The organism is Rhodococcus sp. MH15 (assembly GCF_019266045.1).
Classification (GTDB): domain Bacteria; phylum Actinomycetota; class Actinomycetes; order Mycobacteriales; family Mycobacteriaceae; genus Rhodococcus_F; species Rhodococcus_F qingshengii.
In genome coordinates this window covers 1-19,200 of sequence record NZ_LPNP01000075.1, presented here as the reverse complement: position 1 = coordinate 19,200, position 19,200 = coordinate 1, and the positions used below count along the sequence as shown (strand labels likewise).

18 protein-coding genes and 3 pseudogenes are annotated in these 19,200 nt (G+C 61.2%); 14 read left to right on the top strand and 7 right to left on the bottom strand.

Annotated elements, in window-relative coordinates; all coding sequences use genetic code 11:
- Positions 1 to 82: 82 nt before the first annotated feature.
- Both ATN37_RS21465 and ATN37_RS21460 read left to right on the top strand, forming a co-directional pair.
- Positions 83 to 1,531: an aldehyde dehydrogenase gene (locus ATN37_RS21465; protein WP_058036911.1), complete on the top strand. Its 1,449-nt coding sequence runs from the start codon at positions 83 to 85 to the stop codon at positions 1,529 to 1,531.
- A gap of 114 nt (positions 1,532 to 1,645) precedes the next feature.
- Complete coding sequence (locus ATN37_RS21460) at positions 1,646 to 2,899, top strand: CaiB/BaiF CoA-transferase family protein (protein WP_058036910.1); 1,254 nt, start codon at positions 1,646 to 1,648, stop codon at positions 2,897 to 2,899.
- A gap of 357 nt (positions 2,900 to 3,256) precedes the next feature.
- On the opposite strand, the pseudogene ATN37_RS33180 reads toward ATN37_RS21460, so the two are convergent.
- Positions 3,257 to 3,322: pseudogene (locus ATN37_RS33180) on the bottom strand (hypothetical protein); the annotation flags it as partial.
- 612 nt (positions 3,323 to 3,934) lie between these two features.
- On the opposite strand from ATN37_RS33180, the gene ATN37_RS21450 reads away from it, so the two are divergent.
- Both ATN37_RS21450 and ATN37_RS21445 read left to right on the top strand, forming a co-directional pair.
- Entirely contained in the window at positions 3,935 to 4,135 is a 201-nt protein-coding gene (locus ATN37_RS21450; RefSeq protein WP_054828455.1) for a 4-oxalocrotonate tautomerase family protein, read from the top strand.
- Between the two features lie 461 nt (positions 4,136 to 4,596).
- A complete protein-coding gene (locus tag ATN37_RS21445) occupies positions 4,597 to 5,397 on the top strand; it encodes a crotonase/enoyl-CoA hydratase family protein (protein WP_058036909.1) in 801 nt (266 codons plus the stop codon).
- Positions 5,398 to 5,762: 365 nt separating this feature from the next.
- On the opposite strand, the gene ATN37_RS21440 is transcribed toward ATN37_RS21445, so the two are convergent.
- Positions 5,763 to 6,224: a hypothetical protein gene (locus ATN37_RS21440; RefSeq protein ID WP_058036908.1), complete on the bottom strand. Its 462-nt coding sequence runs from the start codon at positions 6,222 to 6,224 to the stop codon at positions 5,763 to 5,765.
- Between the two features lie 229 nt (positions 6,225 to 6,453).
- Here ATN37_RS21440 and ATN37_RS21435 point away from each other — a divergent pair, with 229 nt between their 5' ends.
- Positions 6,454 to 6,936 (top strand): transposase family protein, encoded by a 483-nt coding sequence (locus ATN37_RS21435; protein WP_269614655.1) that lies wholly within the window; start codon positions 6,454 to 6,456, stop codon positions 6,934 to 6,936.
- 67 nt (positions 6,937 to 7,003) lie between these two features.
- Here the strand turns inward: ATN37_RS21435 and ATN37_RS21430 are convergent, their stop codons facing one another.
- Positions 7,004 to 7,516: a hypothetical protein gene (locus tag ATN37_RS21430; RefSeq protein ID WP_058036907.1), complete on the bottom strand. Its 513-nt coding sequence runs from the start codon at positions 7,514 to 7,516 to the stop codon at positions 7,004 to 7,006.
- Positions 7,517 to 7,755: 239 nt separating this feature from the next.
- Entirely contained in the window at positions 7,756 to 8,445 is a 690-nt protein-coding gene (locus ATN37_RS21425; protein ID WP_058036906.1) for a PE-PPE domain-containing protein, read from the bottom strand.
- 201 nt (positions 8,446 to 8,646) lie between these two features.
- Between ATN37_RS21425 and ATN37_RS21420 the strand changes: the two genes are divergently transcribed.
- The 5 genes and pseudogenes from ATN37_RS21420 to ATN37_RS32665 all read left to right on the top strand — a co-directional run.
- The gene (locus ATN37_RS21420; protein WP_058036905.1) at positions 8,647 to 8,826 is read left to right on the top strand and encodes a hypothetical protein; all 180 of its coding nucleotides are present in this window, start codon (positions 8,647 to 8,649) and stop codon (positions 8,824 to 8,826) included.
- A 288-nt stretch (positions 8,827 to 9,114) separates the two neighbouring features.
- Positions 9,115 to 9,336 carry a hypothetical protein gene (locus tag ATN37_RS21415; protein ID WP_058036904.1) on the top strand — a complete coding sequence of 74 codons (222 nt, stop codon included), beginning with the start codon at positions 9,115 to 9,117 and terminating at the stop codon, positions 9,334 to 9,336.
- A gap of 70 nt (positions 9,337 to 9,406) precedes the next feature.
- Positions 9,407 to 10,810 carry an AMP-binding protein gene (locus ATN37_RS21410; RefSeq protein WP_253741103.1) on the top strand — a complete coding sequence of 468 codons (1,404 nt, stop codon included), beginning with the start codon at positions 9,407 to 9,409 and terminating at the stop codon, positions 10,808 to 10,810.
- A 38-nt stretch (positions 10,811 to 10,848) separates the two neighbouring features.
- A complete protein-coding gene (locus ATN37_RS21405) occupies positions 10,849 to 11,850 on the top strand; it encodes an acryloyl-CoA reductase (protein ID WP_058036903.1) in 1,002 nt (333 codons plus the stop codon).
- A 308-nt stretch (positions 11,851 to 12,158) separates the two neighbouring features.
- Positions 12,159 to 12,359: pseudogene (locus ATN37_RS32665) on the top strand (lipase); the annotation flags it as partial.
- 158 nt (positions 12,360 to 12,517) lie between these two features.
- On the opposite strand, the gene ATN37_RS21400 reads toward ATN37_RS32665, so the two are convergent.
- Positions 12,518 to 13,411 (bottom strand): LysR family transcriptional regulator, encoded by an 894-nt coding sequence (locus tag ATN37_RS21400; protein WP_058037608.1) that lies wholly within the window; start codon positions 13,409 to 13,411, stop codon positions 12,518 to 12,520.
- A gap of 114 nt (positions 13,412 to 13,525) precedes the next feature.
- On the opposite strand from ATN37_RS21400, the gene ATN37_RS21395 reads away from it, so the two are divergent.
- Together ATN37_RS21395 and ATN37_RS21390 are read left to right on the top strand one after the other, a co-directional pair.
- Positions 13,526 to 15,016: a CoA-acylating methylmalonate-semialdehyde dehydrogenase gene (locus tag ATN37_RS21395; RefSeq protein WP_058037606.1), complete on the top strand. Its 1,491-nt coding sequence runs from the start codon at positions 13,526 to 13,528 to the stop codon at positions 15,014 to 15,016.
- A 63-nt stretch (positions 15,017 to 15,079) separates the two neighbouring features.
- Positions 15,080 to 16,243 (top strand): iron-containing alcohol dehydrogenase, encoded by a 1,164-nt coding sequence (locus ATN37_RS21390; RefSeq protein ID WP_058037607.1) that lies wholly within the window; start codon positions 15,080 to 15,082, stop codon positions 16,241 to 16,243.
- A gap of 17 nt (positions 16,244 to 16,260) precedes the next feature.
- Here the strand turns inward: ATN37_RS21390 and ATN37_RS33175 are convergent.
- A pseudogene (locus ATN37_RS33175) lies at positions 16,261 to 16,412 on the bottom strand (IS3 family transposase); the annotation flags it as partial.
- Between the two features lie 45 nt (positions 16,413 to 16,457).
- On the opposite strand from ATN37_RS33175, the gene ATN37_RS33170 reads away from it, so the two are divergent.
- The gene (locus tag ATN37_RS33170; protein WP_156423115.1) at positions 16,458 to 17,045 is read left to right on the top strand and encodes a helix-turn-helix domain-containing protein; all 588 of its coding nucleotides are present in this window, start codon (positions 16,458 to 16,460) and stop codon (positions 17,043 to 17,045) included.
- A 443-nt stretch (positions 17,046 to 17,488) separates the two neighbouring features.
- Here ATN37_RS33170 and ATN37_RS21380 read toward each other — a convergent pair whose 3' ends face one another.
- Positions 17,489 to 18,718 carry an IS110 family transposase gene (locus ATN37_RS21380; RefSeq protein WP_044480144.1) on the bottom strand — a complete coding sequence of 410 codons (1,230 nt, stop codon included), beginning with the start codon at positions 18,716 to 18,718 and terminating at the stop codon, positions 17,489 to 17,491.
- Positions 18,719 to 19,088: 370 nt separating this feature from the next.
- Between ATN37_RS21380 and ATN37_RS21375 the strand changes: the two genes are divergently transcribed.
- Positions 19,089 to 19,200 (top strand): helix-turn-helix domain-containing protein (locus ATN37_RS21375; protein ID WP_218695597.1); only part of this gene is annotated, 112 nt, incomplete at its 3' end.

Here is a 19,200-nt window from a genome sequence, read left to right as displayed (position 1 = left end):
TGCGGCAGCGTATTGACCGCAATTGTTCTTCGCAAGAAACCTTGGCAGACAAGGTATATGACCATTTTGGAGAGGTGACATTATGCCCCCAGCCGGTGGCGCCGACCGCAGAAAGTTTTATATTAACGGACAGTGGCGAGAGGCTGTCGACCCAGAATTATTCACTATTGCAGAAGCAGCAACCGAGCGGCCGCTGGGCGTTGCCGCAATGGGTGGTCCTTCGGAGATTGACGAAGCTGTTTTGGCCGCGCGGGCAGCACTCGACAAAGGCCCCTGGGGGCGTTCCACCCCGCACGAACGGGCCGAGGCTATGCGGCGGTTCGCCGATAGCCTCGAGCGCCGAGGAGAATCCACCGCGAGCTTGGTCAGTCAGCAGAATGGCATGATTAAGTCTTTATCGATTATCAGTAACGCTGCGGCCCCGGTAGCGATACTGCGTTCAATGGCTGAGCTCGCCGAGGCACGGACTTTTGAGACTCGCCGTCCCAGCAAGAAGGGGCACACCATTGTGCGGCAAGAGCCAGTCGGTGTTGTTGGTGCAATCGTTGCGTGGAACTATCCTCAGTTGCTGGCTATGGCCAAGATCGCTCCTGCTCTCGCCGCTGGGTGCACTGTCGTTTTGAAACCTGCCCCCGAAACTGCACTTGACGCCTATGTGCTCGGGGAAGCAGCCGAAGATGCAGGTCTGCCGCCTGGAGTCCTCAACATTGTTGCTGGTGGCGTTCGCGCGGGCGAGGCCCTTGTGGCCCATCCGGGTGTGGACAAGATTGCATTTACCGGTTCAACGGCTGCAGGGCAGGCGATAGGCGAGGTGGCAGGCCGGTCCCTTAAGAGGGTATCGCTTGAGCTCGGCGGCAAGTCGGCGGCCGTCGTGCTCCCTGATGCGGATCTGGATGTCTTCGCTAGGAGCCTCGACGACGCCATATTTAAGAACGGGGGGCAGACGTGCACCACAAACTCCCGTATCTTGGTTCCCCATGGTCGTTCCCGGGAAGTTCTAGATGTCCTGGCTGCCTATGTGGATGATCTGGTGATGGGGGACCCGCTTGACGACGCGGTCACTTTGGGCCCGATGGTGAGCGATCAGCACCGAGAGCGAGTTAGAAACTATATCCGGCTTGGGGAGTCTGAGGGATTTCAGCTTGTCCGTGGCGGCGCCGAGCCGCCTGATGGCCTAACGCGAGGGTGGTTTGTTTCGCCTACTATTTTTGGAAGCGTGGACAATAACAGTCGACTGGCACAGGAGGAGATATTCGGTCCTGTCATCTCCGTTATCCCGTATAGGTCCGAGGATGAGGCCGTTCGTATAGCAAATGACACCGCCTTCGGTTTGGGCGGGGTCGTATTTACTGAGGATCACGAGCATGGCCTGGATATCGCGTCACGTATCAGGTCTGGCACAATGGGGATCAATTATTATTCGATGGACATCGGCTCCCCCTTTGGTGGCGTGAAGCACAGCGGAATTGGGCGAGAATTCGGCCCTGAGGCGCTGGATTACTATCTTGAATACAGGTCCATCTATGTCTAGTCGCCTCGGAGCCTTCCGACCCCACTCCCTGTTCAATTGTATGCCTAAAGGCTCCATGATTTACCTTCCCCCTCGGCCGGCCCGACCCTTCAATACCCACCAGAATGAGCAGCCATGACCGACTCGACAGTCAACGCCCTTTCGGCCGACGTCTGGGACGCCTCTTCCAATTCAGCCGCGCTGCCTCCGCGGACTGGCGCGCTCACAGACATTCGCGTCGTCGACCTGTCTCGGGTGCTCGCCGGACCACTGTGCGGGCAGATGCTCGCTGACCACGGTGCGGACGTAACGAAAGTAGAGCCACCAGCCGGCGACGAAACCCGCGGTTGGGGCCCGCCGTTCGTCAGAGAAGACCACAGCACGTACTTCGACGGGCTCAACCGCAACAAGCGCAACATCAGCGTCGACCTACGAATCGAAGAAGGACAGCAACTTCTGCGCCGAATGCTCGCCGAGGCCGACGTCGTGATCGAGAATTTCAAGGCCGGGACGCTCGAGAGGTGGGGCCTGGGAGACGACGTACTCGCCGCGGAGTTTCCGCGTCTCGTACACTGCCGGATCACCGGGTACGGTACCGACGGGCCGCTTGGTGGCGCGCCGGGGTACGACGCAGTGCTTCAGGCACTGTCCGGGCTGATGAGTATCAACGGCGAAGCTGACGGCGAGGCGATGCGAATCGGGATCCCGCTGGTGGATATCATCACCGGCCTCAATGCGATGAACGGCATCCTCATGGCGCTGCACGTCCGGCGCGAGACCGGACGCGGGCAGCTTGTCGACCTCGCGCTCCTCGACAACGCGGTGTCGATCCTGCACCCACACGCCGGCAAATGGTTCGCTACCGGCGTCGCGCCGGAACGCACCGGCGTCGCCCATCCCACCATCTGCCCTTACGAGACGTTCATCTGCAGTGACGGACCGTTCTTCATTGGTGCCGGCAACGACCGACAGTTCCGGTCGCTCGCCACCGCGTTGGACGCGCCCGAGCTCGCCGAGGACCCACGGTTCACCACGAATACCGATCGTATGGCGAACACAGTACAGCTGCGCAAGATCCTCGGCGGACTCATCGGCGGTTGGCAACGCGAGGCCCTGGCCGCCGCACTTCGACTGGCCGGCGTTCCCTCGGGGGCAGTAAACAACGTCGGAGAGGCACTCAACCTTCCGCAGGTGCGGCACCGAAAGATGGTGATCGAATGCGACGGGTACCGAGGTGTCGGCGTACCAGTAAAGCTGTCCGACTCCCCCGGTTCAGTGCGATTCGGCCCTCGCCACCGCGGCGCCGACACCAACACTGTTCTCGCCGAGCTCGGACTTTCCGAGAACGAGGTTGCGTGTCTACGCGACTCCGGGGCATTGCCGGAATAACGGGGCCGATCACTCGACGAGGGGAGCACCGCCTGACACTGTTCCCCAATGCGGGCCCCACCGGCGAGCTTGCAGGGCCGGTGGGCTTCACTGACATGATCGCCGCCCTAGTGGTCCTAGCGCCGGTGCGCAGCAACACCCGTGAATTCCGTCATTCGGGAGCGTTCCGAAGACGGAGTACCGATGGCAGGTCCCCGATAGTCGGACCACCGTGTTCTAGAGTCCGGTTGCGTGAGTTCAGTCAATCTCGCAACCCACGGGTTGGTGGGTGTGGGTGCATTGGGCAGCGCACACGGCCGGGGTGAGGTAGCCCAGCGATGAGTGTCGGTGCCGACTGTTGCGGTCGTCCTTGAAGTCTCCGATCACGACCGTCGCTTCGAGTAGACTCGTCCAGTGATTGCGGTTGAGGCATTCCTTCCGCAGTCGGTTGCATAAGGATTCGATGTGTCCGTTGTTCCACGGTGTCCCTGGCGAGATCTAAGAGATACCGATCCGATCCCGGCAGAACTGTTGCAGCACAGCGGATACGAACTCCGGTCCGTTGTCCATCCGCGACACCAGCGGCTGCCCACCCCTCCCGCAGCGCCCTCGGCATCGTCGCGCAGTGCGGCGGCGCGGTCGAGGCCACCACGTGACAGCGGCAACCAGTCGCGATCGAGTTCGATCAGAGATTCACGCCAATCTCGTAATGGCGCTTCATAATTGCTCAAACTACGCATGTTCGTACCGAGCGCTTTCGCCCATCAACTCTGAAGGCCCCGGAAGGCTCGCCTTCCAGGTACGCACTAGCGACGCATCATCAACGCGGTTATTCCACAGATGATCTTATCCACAATAAAGAATGGCTATCTGACACTTACTTGACTCCAAGCTAAAGTGACACGACACACCAAATTGATTGCACCCCAACATTTTTAATCGACGCTCAAGGCTGTTACCCTTAGCCGTGGCACGGTTCCCGCCGATCAATTGATCTCGATTAGCGAAGTTGTTTGTCGAGTGCCTTTCCCAACAGAAACCCTCAAGGAGCACGCTATGCCGCTGTTGCATGTGACGCAGACCCCCGGCCAATCCGCCGAAGCGAAGCGTGAACTATTGAAAAAGCTGACCGCCGCATACGTGGAAGCGACAGGAGCGAAACCGGCAAGCGTCTGGGTGACGATCGAAGAAGTGTCGAAGGACGATTGGGCCATCGGCGGTGAGACTCTGACCGAACGAGCCTCGAAGCCGGCCTGACCGACGTTCGGCGAGCGACTCCGACTTCTCGTTCGGCCACCTCGGTCGCGCGAGAGGCCGGAACCCACCCTCGGTTCTCACTGAACGTCGGCCGCCCCCGATCAACTGGATGTGGTGCCCTCCGCTCACCTGCTGAGCGGAGGGCACCACAACAAACTCGGCGGGCTGCCACTGTGGCCTGGATCTAGGTGGAGAATTCGAGCTGAACCGATGAGTAGGTCTCAGCCATCGCCGAGACGAACTCCTCGGCAAAACTCACGTGGTCGGGATGTGTCGGGTACGCGCGAAACTCGTCGAAGCCATCAATGTTGCGGAAACGGCGCAGTCGGCGTTGCCGTCCTTGATTCCGAGATCTCGGCCGTATGGATACTGAAGGTCTGCGGACGGCAGCCGAAGTCGGGACCGACAACTAATAAGTCAGTCATCGTGACTGATTGACCTTCACACAAGGAGCAACTTTCATGGATGATCCCGTTCTCGTCCAGCGCGACGGTGTTATCGAGACCTGGACAATCAATCTGCCCGAAGAACGCAACCCGATCTCCGGTGAGGACGTGATCGATGCACTCGTAGCGTGCGTGGCCGCTGTCAATGCCAGCCATGAGACCAGAGCAGTCATCGTGACGGGCGCAGGTTCCGCGTTCTCGGCCGGCGGTAACGTGAAGGACATGGCGGAAGGCCGCGGGCTATTCGGAGGCAAGCCTCACCAGCAGCGCGAGGGCTATCGGAAAGGAATTCAACGTATACCTCGGGCGATGTACAACTGCGACGTCCCCCTGATTGCGGCGGTGAATGGCCCCGCAGTGGGCGCCGGCTGCGATCTCGCGCTCATGTGTGACATGCGGATCGCCTCCGACACGGCCTTCTTCGCAGAAAGCTTCGTCAAGCTGGGCATTATTCCTGGGGACGGTGGAGCGTGGTTGCTGCCACGCGCGATCGGTGCGGCCCGCGCTGCCGAGATGACGTTGACCGGGGACCGCGTCGACGCGGCGACTGCACTGGAATGGGGGCTGGTCTCCCGGGTCGTCGCCCCGGAGCAGCTGCTCGACGAGGCGCGCGGGCTGGCCGAGCGCGTGGCGGTCAATCCGCCGAACTCGGTGCGGATGGCAAAAAAGCTTTTGCGTGAATCCCAGCATCTGAGTCTCGATAGTTTGCTCGAGTTGTCCGCTGCTATGCAAGCGCTGTCCCATCACACCGCCGACCACCAGGAGGCCATCCGTGCGTTCTTGGAGAAGCGTCCGGGTTCCTTCACAGGTGAGTAGCAACTGAATTCGCTTGAGGCTGGGTCGGTATCACCGGAGAATGACCGCCCAGCCGCCGGCGAGCTCAGTATGAGAACCACAAACGAGCAGGATCTATCGAGGTTGCCAGGCCGGCTCCCGTCTCCCAAAGCACCTCGTGTTTGAGTAGCGGTCCCGACTTGAGGGACGAGAAGTTGGCGGCGGCCGGGTCGCCGAGGGCCCGCCACACCCAGGTACGGCCACCGCCATGGCAGGTGCCGCCCGAGAGCGGTAGCGGCCCAGACGTTCCGGATACCGCGCCGGCAACTGATCGGCCATTGGGCCGAGAGGCGCCGCGATTGGCGCTGGCGCTCCTACTCCACGATGAGATGGTCTCGTTCTTTGCGTCAAATTCTTTGCGTCAAAGCCGCGGCAGCTGCTTGCGCAGCGTCTTCGGCTTCGTATTGGCTTTCCGCCACGACGACTGCGTACGCCTCACCTGAGAATCGGACGGCATCGGTCGGAAGAATCGGTCGGCCCAGACGTACCACGCCCGGGGTGGTCAGTGGAGGCACGATCTTTCTCAGATTCAGGTCGGTGCCGGTGAAGACGCCATGCACACCAGGGGAAGACTTAGCAGCTTGCGTGTCGACCGACAGCAGACGGCCATGCGCAATCGGACTACGGACGAATCGTGCGTAGAGCGCACCGGGCACCCTGATATCGTCGACGTAATGCCCCTGACCAGTCAAGATTCGGCGGTCTTCTTGGCGGCTTACGGACTTGCCGATCACCTGTGTCGGTCCCCGCAGACACAGGTGATCTACGTCGATCTTGAGCGAAACTGCCTTCTGCGATGACTGATTCATTGGGCTCTACATCACTAGGTCGTGTAGCTTGTTCGCGTCCAGCCCATCGTGTCAACGACGGGTTGGAATTGGTTCTGGCCCACTTTCCGTGATGGCCTGCCTCGCGCCGCGTGTCGTTCCGGCAGGAGTAGAAATCGGCGAGAGATGATCGTTCTGGTGTTCTGAGAACTGTTGTGATCTGCGTGCCCTCCTTCCGCATCTGGCGGGTGTCGAAATCGATTCGGTAGATGTGACCGCCGGTGGAGTCCGTATTCGGGCGTCGCCGTTGTCGACTTCGGCGAGCTGTCCGACGTGCGCCGCTTCGTCGAAGCGGGTCCACAGTCGCTACGAGCGCACGCTCGCCGATACCGCTATAGCTGACCGATCAAGTTACGTTGTCTTGCAGGTGCGTCGGTTTCTGTGCTCGAACACCGGCTGTGACCGACGCACATTTGTCGAGCAGATCGACGGACTGACCAAGGCTTACGCACGAACCACTCCGCTGCTGCGCGAAATCCTCGAGAAGATCGCGCCTGCGCTGGCCGGACGAGCCGGATCGAGGTTGGCGTCCACGCTGGGAGTTTCCGTCGGACGCTCTACCTTGTTGAGGCTGGTCCGAGCGTTGCCCGACCCTCCAGCCGGTGTGGTGACGGTGCTTGGCATCGACGACTTCGCTCTCCGTCGGCGGCATCGGTACGGCACAATTCGAAAGCCTGGAGTTCAGTCAAACTGAAGGAATTTCGGCGCGAGCTCGAGGACAGGTCGGGCTCGGGAACCGATGATAGTGCGTGGGTTCGCGGTCAACTGTGGAGATCGTGGTGTTCTGCAGGGCTCTCGAGGAGGTGCCGGGCCGCGGCTGCATAGCGGATCGCGGTGCCTGGGCTGAAGCCGAACACCGCGGCGAGGTGCAGTGGGTCCGGGCCGTGCGTGAGTGATTCTTCGAGTTGACGATCGACGTGCAGTCGATCGAGGGTGGCGGTAGTCCCCCAGAATGCCTGGGTGATCCACACTCTGCCGACCGGGCACGTGCGCACGGCGGTCACGCGGTTGACCAACAGGTGGGGGTTGGCTGTGTTGGGCCAGTGGGCGCGTCGGTAGCTCAGCCAGTCCGTCAGCGCTCGGTAGGTGAGGTCGTCCAAGGGTCGAGATCGGCCGGCGATAGTCAGCCGACGGTCACCGAGGTCGATGTCGTCGAGTAGCAACTGGCCGATGTCCTTGGTGCGGGCAGCGTGAATGGCGGCCAGGGCGACGGCGAGGCGGGTCGCTGGTGTGATGGCGGCGTCGGTGGCCTCGGCGATTTCGTTGTCGTCCAATGGCAGGATGGCGCGGTAGTTGTTCGGTCCGGGGCGTGGCGAGCAGTGGTGGACATACGAGTTGAACCTCTCGATAAGGAATACGAGTACAGATCAGCGAAAATTAGCACAGACTGACCGGTTTGTGAATATTTAACTATCGCGGGACCTTAATTCACAGACAACCGGAAAGCGTTGCGCGGTAACGTGTTCCAGTTTTTGATTGATCGTTCAATTTCCTACAATGTGGGATTATGTTCCTAACGGTAACTAGTATGCGTCATCAGATAGCCAGCGACAGTGGTCGCGCCCAGCGGCTCCCGGGCATCACATACTCCGTCGGTCGGAGCGCAGATCCACTCGACCTCCACCAGACGGAACGGCGCCCGCTCCCCCGCGAAAGTGACGCCACTCGGAGCTTTCCGTCCTGCGAGGGCGACCTCGATGCCCGTCTTCGGCTGCCGAGGATCGGCGTAGAGCCGAACCTGGACCCGGGCGGCAAGCTTCGTACCGATCTCGCCGCGGTCGATCTCGACCGCGAGATCCCCGACGATGCGCGCACCCTGGGAGTACCCGAGCAGGACATATCGAGTTGACGAACTGCACATATGCTCCTGAGCGGCTATCCGATCCCGAAGCCGCGACAAGCCGATCGCGACGGAATCGTCGTAGTTCTGTGTCCAACCGGCGACGCCGGCAAGGATTCCGCCCGGATACTCCACATGCTCGACGACGTACCCGAGAGCCCGGTAGTCGCCGGCGATGGCGTTGAGCGGCGACGCCGGGTCGATACTCGTGGGCGTATGCGGCCCCTTCGTACCGTCCACGGCGAGCACCAGCGGCACCATGCACGTGGCAGGAACGGAGGCGGAGGCATATTGCTGCGGAAATGCGACGGCGCCGGCAATCACGGCCACAGCGACGGAAAAGAAACGAGATTTCTTGAACATGAAAGTTTTCCCGGTGCACGAGGTGGATGCAGCGAATGCTGCGAGAAGATAACCGGGTTTGAAGTTAGCGATCGGGAATCTTGTGCGCGAGGTGATATGTGGGGTGACCCGCTCACAAGCCTCCAGAACGGGAACGCGTTGCACTAATCTTTGACGAACGTCTTCGGTCGCCGATTAGTACCACGCCCAGCCCCTCAGTTCATGTCCGTACAGGGGCTGACGGCCTTCGGTCTGGCCGACAACGCCACAGCAGACGCCGGACGACTGACGCAGGTGAAGATTGAGCCGATGCCGGCAGGCAACCTCGTCTACCTGACCGAGAGCACCCAACAGGGCGCGGACCAAAGCCGACAATCCAAAAACCGGCAAACCTGGCGGTGAACTACACCCATTCAGATGCTGGTCCTGCCCGTTCGTGTTCATCACCGACTGACGGTGGAGTCCGCACAGGACCCCGTGGAGGCCGAGCTTCACGAGAAGTCGCTCCGACAGAAGATGGCGACGCTTGAGAGTGTCTCCCGACTATCGACCGGCCAGCAATGACGCAGTAACATCACCCACTGTGGTGCGCTGCTTTCCGCCTCGGTTCCAGCGCACCACCCGTTACCACCGCGCAGGCAATCGCCCCTTTCACTCGGCCTGCATGATCCACACGTGCAGGAGCTACCCATGACCTCCCCCGCCGAACGTCTGACCGCCAAACTCGAACAACTCCCCATCAGCGACGACGCCCCCATGTGTTCACTCCTGCGCACAACGCTGCTCGCACACGCGCAAGACGGTAGCGATATCACCGAACCCACCGTGCTGGGACTGCTCGCGATCACCGGTGTCCTCGAAGAACGACTCGCCAGGCTCGAAGCCACACTCCAACCCGCAACCACCCCATGACGCCACCCGCGCCCCCACTCACCACGGATAGGAAAGTCGGCCGCCGATGGCGGTTGGCATGATGGTGGGCATGGCTGCCACCGGACTTCCCGAACTCGATGTCGCCCGGATCGTGAAGTATGAGGCGAAACATCGTCCCGGACACGTCGTAGTGGTGGACCGTCCGGAGATCGAGGCACCCGTCGGGCGTCGCGTCGAATGGCCCGAACATGGATGGACAGAACTGCTTTCGGCAGCCAAGCCCGCCGGTTGCGTCCCCGTTGCTGCTACCGATCCGCTGTACATCCTTTACACATCCGGCACGACGGGAAAGCCGAAGGGTATCGTGCGCGACAACGGCGGCCACGCCGTCGCCATGCAGTGGTCGATGCGATACGTCTACGGTATCGAGGCCGGTGACGTGGTTTTCGCCGCCAGTGACATCGGCTGGGTGGTGGGGCACTCCTACATCGTCTATGCGCCCCTTCTGACAGGTGCCACCACCGTCCTGTTCGAGGGCAAACCTGTCGGTACACCGGACGCCGGTGTGTTCTGGGACGTGATCGAACGGTACGGAGTCAACGTGCTGCTCACCGCGCCCACTGCGATGCGGGCAATCCGCCGTGAAGACCCGCACGCCGACCTGCTCATCGGAAGAGACATGCACACGCTGCGCGGGATCTTCCTCGCCGGAGAGCGACTCGACCCCGACACCCAACGGTGGCTCGGCGAGGTGCAGGCTGCACCTGTGATCAACAACTGGTGGCAGACCGAGACGGGCTGGCCGGTAGTGTCGAACTTCCTCGGCCTGAGCTATTTTCGGCCGAAACCAGGTGCCTCCACCAAACCTGTCCCAGGCTTCGTCGTAGACATTCTCGGCCGCGACCGTAACCCCGTCGAGGTGGGACAGGAAGGTGCCGTGTGCTTGCAGCTGCCGCTGCCGCCCGGTTTCATGACCCAAGTGTGGGGCGACGAGGACCGTTTGGCGAAAACCTATCTAAACGCGTACCCCGGGTACTACACCTCCGGTGATGGTGGACGAGTAGACGAAGACGGTTACGTGTACATCCTCGGCCGAACCGACGACGTCATGAACGTTGCCGGACACCGGATGTCGTCGGGACAGATCGAGGCGGCCATCGCCGAACACCCCGGCGTCTCCGAATGCGCGGTGGTCGGTGTGCACGACTACCTCAAGGGCCAGCGTCCGTATGCGATCGTCGTCCCGGAGATGAACCATGTGGACCGAACCGTGGAACTGAGTTCGCAGATCCAGGACCTCGTCCGTCGCCAGATCGGGCCGATCGCGTCGCTGGGCGGTGTCGAGGTCGTCGCCGCCCTCCCCAAAACGCGCTCGGGAAAGATCGTGCGTAGCTGTCTACGACAGATCCTCGACGGCGACGAACCTGATATTCCACCCACAATCGAGAACATTTCGGTTGTCGACGATCTGATACGTGCACTGACGAAAACCCCTGATTCGCCTCCCTCATAAGGCCACCACAAACCGCTTGTTCAAGGAGGAACACTCACATGTCCACTTATCTCGCTCTCACCGCCGTCCTCGACGGAGAAAAGATCCAGCCTGAGGTGCGTGAACTGCAGCGACAGGACCTCGGTGCTGATGAGCTTCGCATTCGGATCGACTACTCCAGCATCAACTTCAAAGACGCGCTCGCATTCACACCAGGAGGCGGCGTGGTCCGCAACTACCCGATCGTGCCCGGCATCGATCTTGCCGGTGTCGTCACCGAATCGAACTCGACCGAATTCCAGGTCGGCGACAATGTGATGGCCCATGGCTACGAGATCGGAACGGCACGCGACGGCGGCTACGCGCAAGAAGCTGTCGTACCAGCGGCCTGGACCGTGAAACTGCAGGGCCTCACACTGCGCGAGGCCGCAGCGATCGGTACTGCAGGGTTCACGGCCGCGATGAGTGTGGCAGCGATCATCGATTGGGGCGTCACCCCCGACTCCGGTCCGATCGTCGTCACCGGTGCTAGTGGCGGAGTCGGATCGGTGAGCATCGATTTACTGGCTACCAACGGCTACGAGGTGGTCGCCTCGTCAGGCAAGCCCGCAGCCGAGCAACGCTTGCACGACCTGGGCGCAGCAGAAGTGATCGGCCGTCTGCCTTTGGACCCGGACGCCAAACCGCGGCCGCTGGGCAAGAGTCGGTGGGCAGCGGCCGTCGACTGCGTCGGCGGCGCGACTCTGGCCGACATTCTCAGCACCACCAACTACGGTGGCGTAGTCACCGCCAGCGGGCTGACCGGCGGAATCTCTCTGCAGACCACCGTGATGCCCTTCATCCTCAGAGGCGTTGGTCTACTGGGCATCGACTCGGTGCAGATGGAGATCTCTGCTCGGCGCGCATTGTGGCAGCGGATCGAACAAGAATTGAAGCCGCGCAACGTGGACAGCATCAGCACCGAGATTTCGATCAGCGAGGTGCCGACCGTGGTCGCCGCCCTACGGTGCGGCGAGTACACCGGCCGTGCAGTGATCAATCTAAGCCAGGGGTGGACATGAATGTGCGGGACTGCTGCACCAAGAAGTGACAGTTACCTTGTTATGCCGCGGTGTTGTGAATGGTCTCGAATTCGACAGGGGCAGATTCAGCTGGTCGTCGCAACACTGGTGAATACAAGTCTTCCAGTTACTCAAGGCTCTACCGGGTTGCCCCAGTCGAGCGTTTTTCCAAGGCTGGTCGTTGAGCACCGCAGAGACGGCCACGAGTTCGTCGACGCTATGCGTTGCCAAGTCGGTACCGCGGGAGTATTGACGGAATAGTGGAATGGACTTCTCAAAACGGTAAGCGTTACAACGACCGCTAGAACCCAAGGTGGACCGGAATCGCCGGCCGGCCCTACGTCATGAACTGGCTCTCACAGGGCTACTCGATTGTCGCGACGGACTACGCCTGCTCAGCACAACAGGAATGCACCATACCTGGACGGACCGTCGCAGGCACACAGCGTGATCGACATGGTCCGTTCCGTGCCGCTCGTGCGGTCGCACCGTCGCTCTCACTACGGTGGGAGCACCTGGCCGATCTCAGGCTGTCCAAGAACTCGGTGTCCCCACGTTCCAGACAGTATCTTCAGCCTTCTGGCGCGACCTGATAGGTCCGGAAAGTCAAGTCGCCCGGCTTCAGTCCACAAGGACTGAAGCCGGGCGAGCACAGGGAGCACGCACATCACCGCGCACGGAGGTCGGGGTTCCTGTCGACAATCTCATGCAAGGCATCGGTTATCGCCCGCACGCGGGCCAATCTGATCAGCTCGCGCGGGACAACGAGCCAATACGACCTCCGAATTACGAACTCGTCACGCAGCACCGGCACGAGGTCATCGTCGGTCGCGCCGATGTACGTCGGCAAGGGCGCGATTCCCACACCGTGCCTGACCGCCTCGTAGTGACCAGCGATGTTGTTGGTCTGGATCTGCGCTCGCCCGGTGGGCAGTATCCGGTCGAGGATACGCAGAGGTTCGACATCCAAGAACGCGTCCACATACCAGACGAGCGTGTGATGACGTAGGTCGTCCACCGACGAGATCGACTCGTGCGTCTCCAGATACCGACGCGAGGCGTAAAGCCGCAAGTTGTAGTCCGCAAGTTTGCTGACGACGACAGATCGGGGAGAGGGACGCTCCAATGTGACGGCGACGTCGAAGTCACGCCCGGTCAACACATCGTGGGTGGTCGAAGTCAGCACTTCGGTGTACAAATCCGGGTGCCGGGCACGGACAGAGCGCAAGCCCGGAACCAATACGAAGGCACCGAAGCCGTCTGGGGTCAGAATCCGGACCGTCCCGTTGAGGCTCGGCGACGCCGAGGCGGTCGTCTCACCGAGCGCAGAAAGTAGCGTCGACTCGATACTCTCCGCGTAGGGAACCAATCGCCTGCCCGCCTCGGTCAGCTGCCAGCCCGAGACGCCGCGATCGAAAAGCCTTGCTCCCATGTCTTTTTCAAGCCTAGAGATTCTCCTGGAGACAGTGGTCTGATCGACCCCCAGCCGCTTCGACGTATCCGAAATACGCCCCGTGCGTGACAGTTCCAGCAGAAAGCGCAGGTTGTCAGAAGTGAACATCGCCATTCCCGTTCTTGGCTGCAATTTTGCATTGAGTACTGCGATCTTACTTGTTGACGACGGCAATTCTGCGGCACAGACTCGAATCAACCCCAGCCTCAGGAGTGAATAGTCATGACTGTCATCGCACATTGGATCGACAACAAGATCGCACCCGGTTCGAGCGGAAACTCCGCTCCGGTCACGAACCCTGCGACCGGCGCCGTCACTGGCAGTGTCGCGTTCGCCAGCGTGCAAGACGCACGCGCCGTTATCGACGCAGCTGCTGCTGCGTTTCCCGATTGGCGCGACAGTTCGCTCGCCAAGCGCACCGCAATCCTCTTCGCGTTCCGCGAACTGCTCAATGACCGCAAGCATGAACTCGCAGAGATAATCACCACCGAGCACGGCAAAGTCCTCTCCGACGCACTCGGCGAGGTGTCAAGAGGCCAGGAGGTCGTCGAATTCGCTTGTGGCATCGCGCACCTGCTCAAGGGCGGTATGACCGAGAATGCCTCGACGAACGTCGACGTCACCTCGATCCGTCAACCGCTCGGCCCGGTCGCGATAATCTCGCCGTTCAATTTCCCCGCGATGGTCCCGATGTGGTTCTTCCCCATCGCGATCGCCACCGGAAACACGGTAGTACTCAAGCCGTCCGAAAAAGTTCCATCTGCTTCGCTGTGGATCGCGGCGCTCTGGGCCGAGGCAGGACTTCCAGCGGGCGTGTTCAACGTCCTGCAAGGCGACAAGACAGCTGTCGACGAACTTCTGACCAACCCTGCGATCAAGGCCGTTTCGTTTGTCGGTTCAACCCCCATCGCCCAGTACGTGTACAGCACCGGCACCAGCCACGGAAAGCGCGTTCAGGCTCTCGGAGGAGCGAAGAACCACGCGATCGTCTTGCCTGACGCAGACCTCGATCTGGCCGCCGACGCAATGGTCAACGCCGGATTCGGCTCGGCCGGCGAGCGCTGCATGGCGATCTCGGCACTGGTCGCCGTCGGCGACATCGCCGATGAACTCGTTGGCAAGATTGCCGAGCGAACCCGCACCCTGAAAACCGGTGACGGCACGAAGAACTCAGACATGGGTCCTCTGGTGACCAAGGCCCACCGCGACAAGGTCGCCTCCTACGTCGACGCCGGTGAGGCGGCCGGCGCGACGCTCGTCGTCGATGGCAGGCACGTGCAGGCGAACGGTGGTGAGGGCGGATTCTGGCTCGGCCCGACCCTGATCGACCACGTCACCACCGACATGAGCATCTACACAGACGAAATCTTCGGCCCTGTGCTCTCGGTCGTGCGAGTGAACTCCTACGACGAAGCACTCGACCTGGTGAATTCGAGTGCATTCGGGAATGGCACCGCGATCTTCACCAATGACGGTGGCGCAGCACGTCGCTTCCAGAACGAGATCGAGGTCGGCATGGTCGGGATCAACGTCCCCATTCCCGTCCCCATGGCCTACTACAGCTTTGGCGGTTGGAAGAACAGCCTGTTCGGCGACACGCACGCTCACGGTACCGAAGGAGTCCACTTCTTCACCCGTGGGAAGGTCGTCACTACCCGCTGGCTCGATCCCAGCCACGGCGGCATCAACCTCGGCTTCCCCGAAAACAACTGAGTTCTTGTCCCGTCCGAATACGACGGGCCGGGAAATACATTCACAACATTCGAAGGGATCGGCATGGTTGCCAACATTTCATTTCCCCGGTTCTTGAAACTTGGTCCTGGGTCCGTCGAGAGTCTCGGCGAAGTGCTGACGGATCTGAACATCGAGCGTCCGCTTCTTGTCACCGACGCGTTCATGGTCAGCAATGGTTCTGCCGATCGATTGCTGAAGATCGTTGCAGCAGCAGGAAAGAAGGCCGCACTCTTCTCCGAGACGGTTCCCGACCCCACTACCGATTCTCTACAGGCTGGTCTCGACGCTCTGACCGCCCACGATGCCGACTCGATCATCGGCTTCGGCGGCGGCAGCCCGATGGACACGGCAAAAGCACTTGCCGTCTTGTTCAAGCAGGGCGGCGTCATGCGCGATTTCAAAGCCCCTCGGGTGTACGCGGGGCCGGCGCTTCCGATCATCGCCATCCCGACGACGGCAGGAAGTGGCTCGGAAGCAACACAATTCACGATCATCACGGATGTTGCCACCGACGAGAAGATGCTATGCCCTGGGCTTTCTTTTCTTCCGATCGCCTCGATCGTCGATTCCGACCTCACGATGTCGATGCCGCCGAGACTGACGGCCGACACAGGTGTCGACGCACTCACACACGCGATCGAGGCCTACGTCAGTAAGAAGGCAAACCCCATCTCGGACGGGCTCGCGCTGTCTGCGATGAAGACAATCGGGGCGTACCTCTTGCGCGCGTACCGTGACGGCTCAGATCGAGAAGCACGTGAACAGATGATGCATGCTTCCACTCAGGCGGGTATGGCATTCTCCAATGCGAGCGTGTGCCTGGTACACGGGATGAGTCGTCCGATCGGCGCACATTTCCATGTGGCGCATGGACTTTCCAATGCAATGCTACTTCCGGCGATCACCGCGTTCTCCATACCCGGGGCGCGTGATCGATACGCCGATTGCGCCAGGCAGCTGGGCGCGGCCGATCGCGGCGATTCAGACGAGGCGGCCTCGCACAAGCTGGTCGACTTCATCGATGCTTTGTGCGTCGACGTAGAGGTACCCAGTCCGCGCACATTCGGCATCGACGAGTCCCGCTGGGAGGAGCTCATTCCACTGATGGCGGAACAGGCCTTGGCGTCGGGTTCTCCGTCGAACAACCCGGTGGTGCCCAGCGCACAGGAAATCGCCGAACTGTACCGGAAAGTCTATCGATCCTGACCACTTCCGTCCGTGGGGTCGAGGTACTCGACCATGGCGTTGGCCAGTTCGAACCTCGTCTTCCATCTCTTTCGATTCAATATCTCGTTTGTATTCTGCCCCAGAAAGATTCGATGACGGCATTGCCATTGCCATTGCAATCGCCGATCGATCCCATCGACGGAACCAACGCCGAGTCGTGTACCCTGCGGGTAGACGCCAGTTTGTTGACGCTATGCGCTGCCAGGTCGGTGCAGGGTGGGAAGTATTGGCGCAGTGGTGGACTGGACCCCGAAAGTTGGACACCGAATTTAGGTATCCTTCTTCAGGGAGTAGTCAGATGTACTCGAAAAGCACGTTAAGCCACACCGACGCCGTGTCGGCGCTCGAACTGTTCGAGCAGGGCTACACGGCCAAGTCCGTGGCCATTTCGCTTGACCTCGCCCAGAACCCTGTCCAAATGTTGTATCAACGATGGCAACTACGGGGAGCAGGTGCGCTGGTGACGAGAGACCGAAGACAGTACGACTTCGAGACCAAACTCGAGATCGTGCGTCGCCACGTCAACGGAGAGTCCGGAAGGGTTCTGGCCGAAGAGTACGACTTACCCTCGCCCACAACGGTAGCGAACTGGACTGTCATCTACCGACGCGACGGTGAGGACGGGTTACGCCCGAAGAGGCGCGGCAGGCCTCCAACCGATCGCGGGGATTCCCCTGACGAAAAGCGAGCGCGAGATCTGCGGTTTTGGTCCAGGCAAAGGGTTTCGGATTCTCGTTCCAGGCGGCGATTCATTCCCGCACGTCCTTCTCGAGTGCTGTGACATAGGTGGGTATTTCCGCGACTGAGCCGGTGCCGGTGGTCGTAGAACGTCGATCTGGGGAGGTGCGCGATCTGAAGCAAGAGGGGTAGCGGGTTGTGCGCCTTGAAATCATCGACAGCTCGAACTTTCAGCGTCGTTCCTGCAACCTCAAGGCCCGCAATTTTTCCCAGTACGCGACCTCAGCGCGAAGCCGTTCGTTCTCCGCGCGCAGTGGAAATCCTCACTTCGCTCGCAAAATATGTTGAACAAATTTCAGGCGCAGGACACTAGTTGTTGCGGGTACGGACGTTGCTGACNTGCTGACGCGGGACTGAAGTAGACGGGCTGGTCCTCGGCGCGAGAATGGGAATTGCGAAATAGCCGTTCTCGACCAAGAAGGACCAACCCTGTGACACACCGTAATGCCCCACTCACCGTGGAAGACATCTCACGGGGTGTAGGAGTCAAGCCGCGATCGGGAGGGGAGGTGGAAATGCGTGCAGTTCGTCGAAGAATTCGCGGGTGGTAAGGCAGTGGTGGAGTTGGCCGAGGAATCGGTTGAACAGGTGTCGTTGGGCTTGGTGGTTCCAGTCTCCGCCGGCGCGGCGAGCGTCGAAATGTCGTCGGGCGCCGGGGGACGCTTGCAGGGCGCTGAACGCCCAGATCGTTCCCGCTGCTGCCAGTCGCCGGTTCTTGACGTGCCGGTGCAGGACGAAGGTTTTCTTCCCGCTGGCACGGGTGATCGGGGCAGCACCGGCGTAGGCCTTGAGGCCGCGCGCGGTCGCGAACCTGTTTCGGTCGTCACCGATCTCGGCGAGCACGCGAGCACCTGCGAGCGGCCCCAGACCGGGAAAGCTGGTGATGATCTTCGCATCCGGGTGCTCGGAGAAGAGCACGCTCACGTGCGCGGCGAGGGTCTCGGCGGCTGTGCAGGCGGCGTCGAACTGCCGCAACAGGGTCATCAGGCTGATTCCCATCGCTGCTTCGATCTGCGGTGGCTGGCGAAGCGCCGGGGCGCGCATGATGGCCCGCAGTCGTTCGACGTCTCGGTCGAGGAATCGGGAACGTCCGGCTCTTTTGAGTGCTGCTTTGAGTTGGGGCCGGGTCAGGGCGGCAGCTGCGGTCGGAGTCGGAGCTGCAGCGAGCACGCTTCGGGCATCAGGGCGGGTCAGCCCGTCTTCGAGCGACTGAAACGCGGTCAACGCTGCCGGGAAATATTCCTTGAGCAGCGAGCGGATCTCGTTGCCGAAGCGTTGCCGAGACCAGACGGCGTCCTGCTGGGCGCGGGCGAGAACCCGAATGGCCAGAGCGCTGTCGGTATCCGCCGGCAGTGGGCGGTGCGCGACGGCGTCGGTGCGCACGATATTCGCCAGCATGACCGCGTCGGCGGAATCGGATTTCGATCCGGAGACCGAATGCCGGGACCGGTACCGGGAGGCCGCGAGCGGATTGATCGGGTAGATCACCCGGCCACTCGCGCGCAGTCCGGCAACCCACAGGCCGTGATCGGTTTCGATCCCGACTGGGATCGGATCTTCGGCGGTGTCGCCGGCTTCGGCGAATGCCTCGAGCAACCGGGCGAACCCGGCAGCGTCGTTGTCGACTCGTCCCCGGCTCACGACTTCGCCCAGGTCGTTGAGGATCGCGAAGTCGTGATGGTTTTCGGCCCAATCGATTCCGCAGTACAGTCCCACCGCGCCTCCCAATGTCGATGTGCAGGTTGCGAACCCGTGTGGTGCACGCGGCGACCTAATTGCAGGACTCGACGGTCCGTCATCTCACCAGCCGTTCGTGACACCAGCGCACCGCAGGGCGCTCGATCTGCCGAAGAGCTCACGGCTCGGGAACACAGAAGAAGAGATCATCCCTGCGGCGGGCTCGTACCACGACATTTCACCACGCCGAATGGTGCACTGCCCGGCGCTGCCTCTCTTCCAGAAGGCGTCGCATGCGCCGGGAAAACCCTGGAGTCCGCCTGGCAGTGCACCCGCAGAAACAGCAGACCAGCGTGAGCGTTGTTGCCCGTCGGTCCGTGCTTCTACACACCAATTAGGAAGACGCCGCCTGATCGAGCGATGCCAGAGTCGCCCGATCGCCCACGTAGCCGCCGAAATGGGTATCTCCCGCCAATGCGCCTCCAAGTGGGTCAACCGGTATCGGAAGTACGGTGACCTGG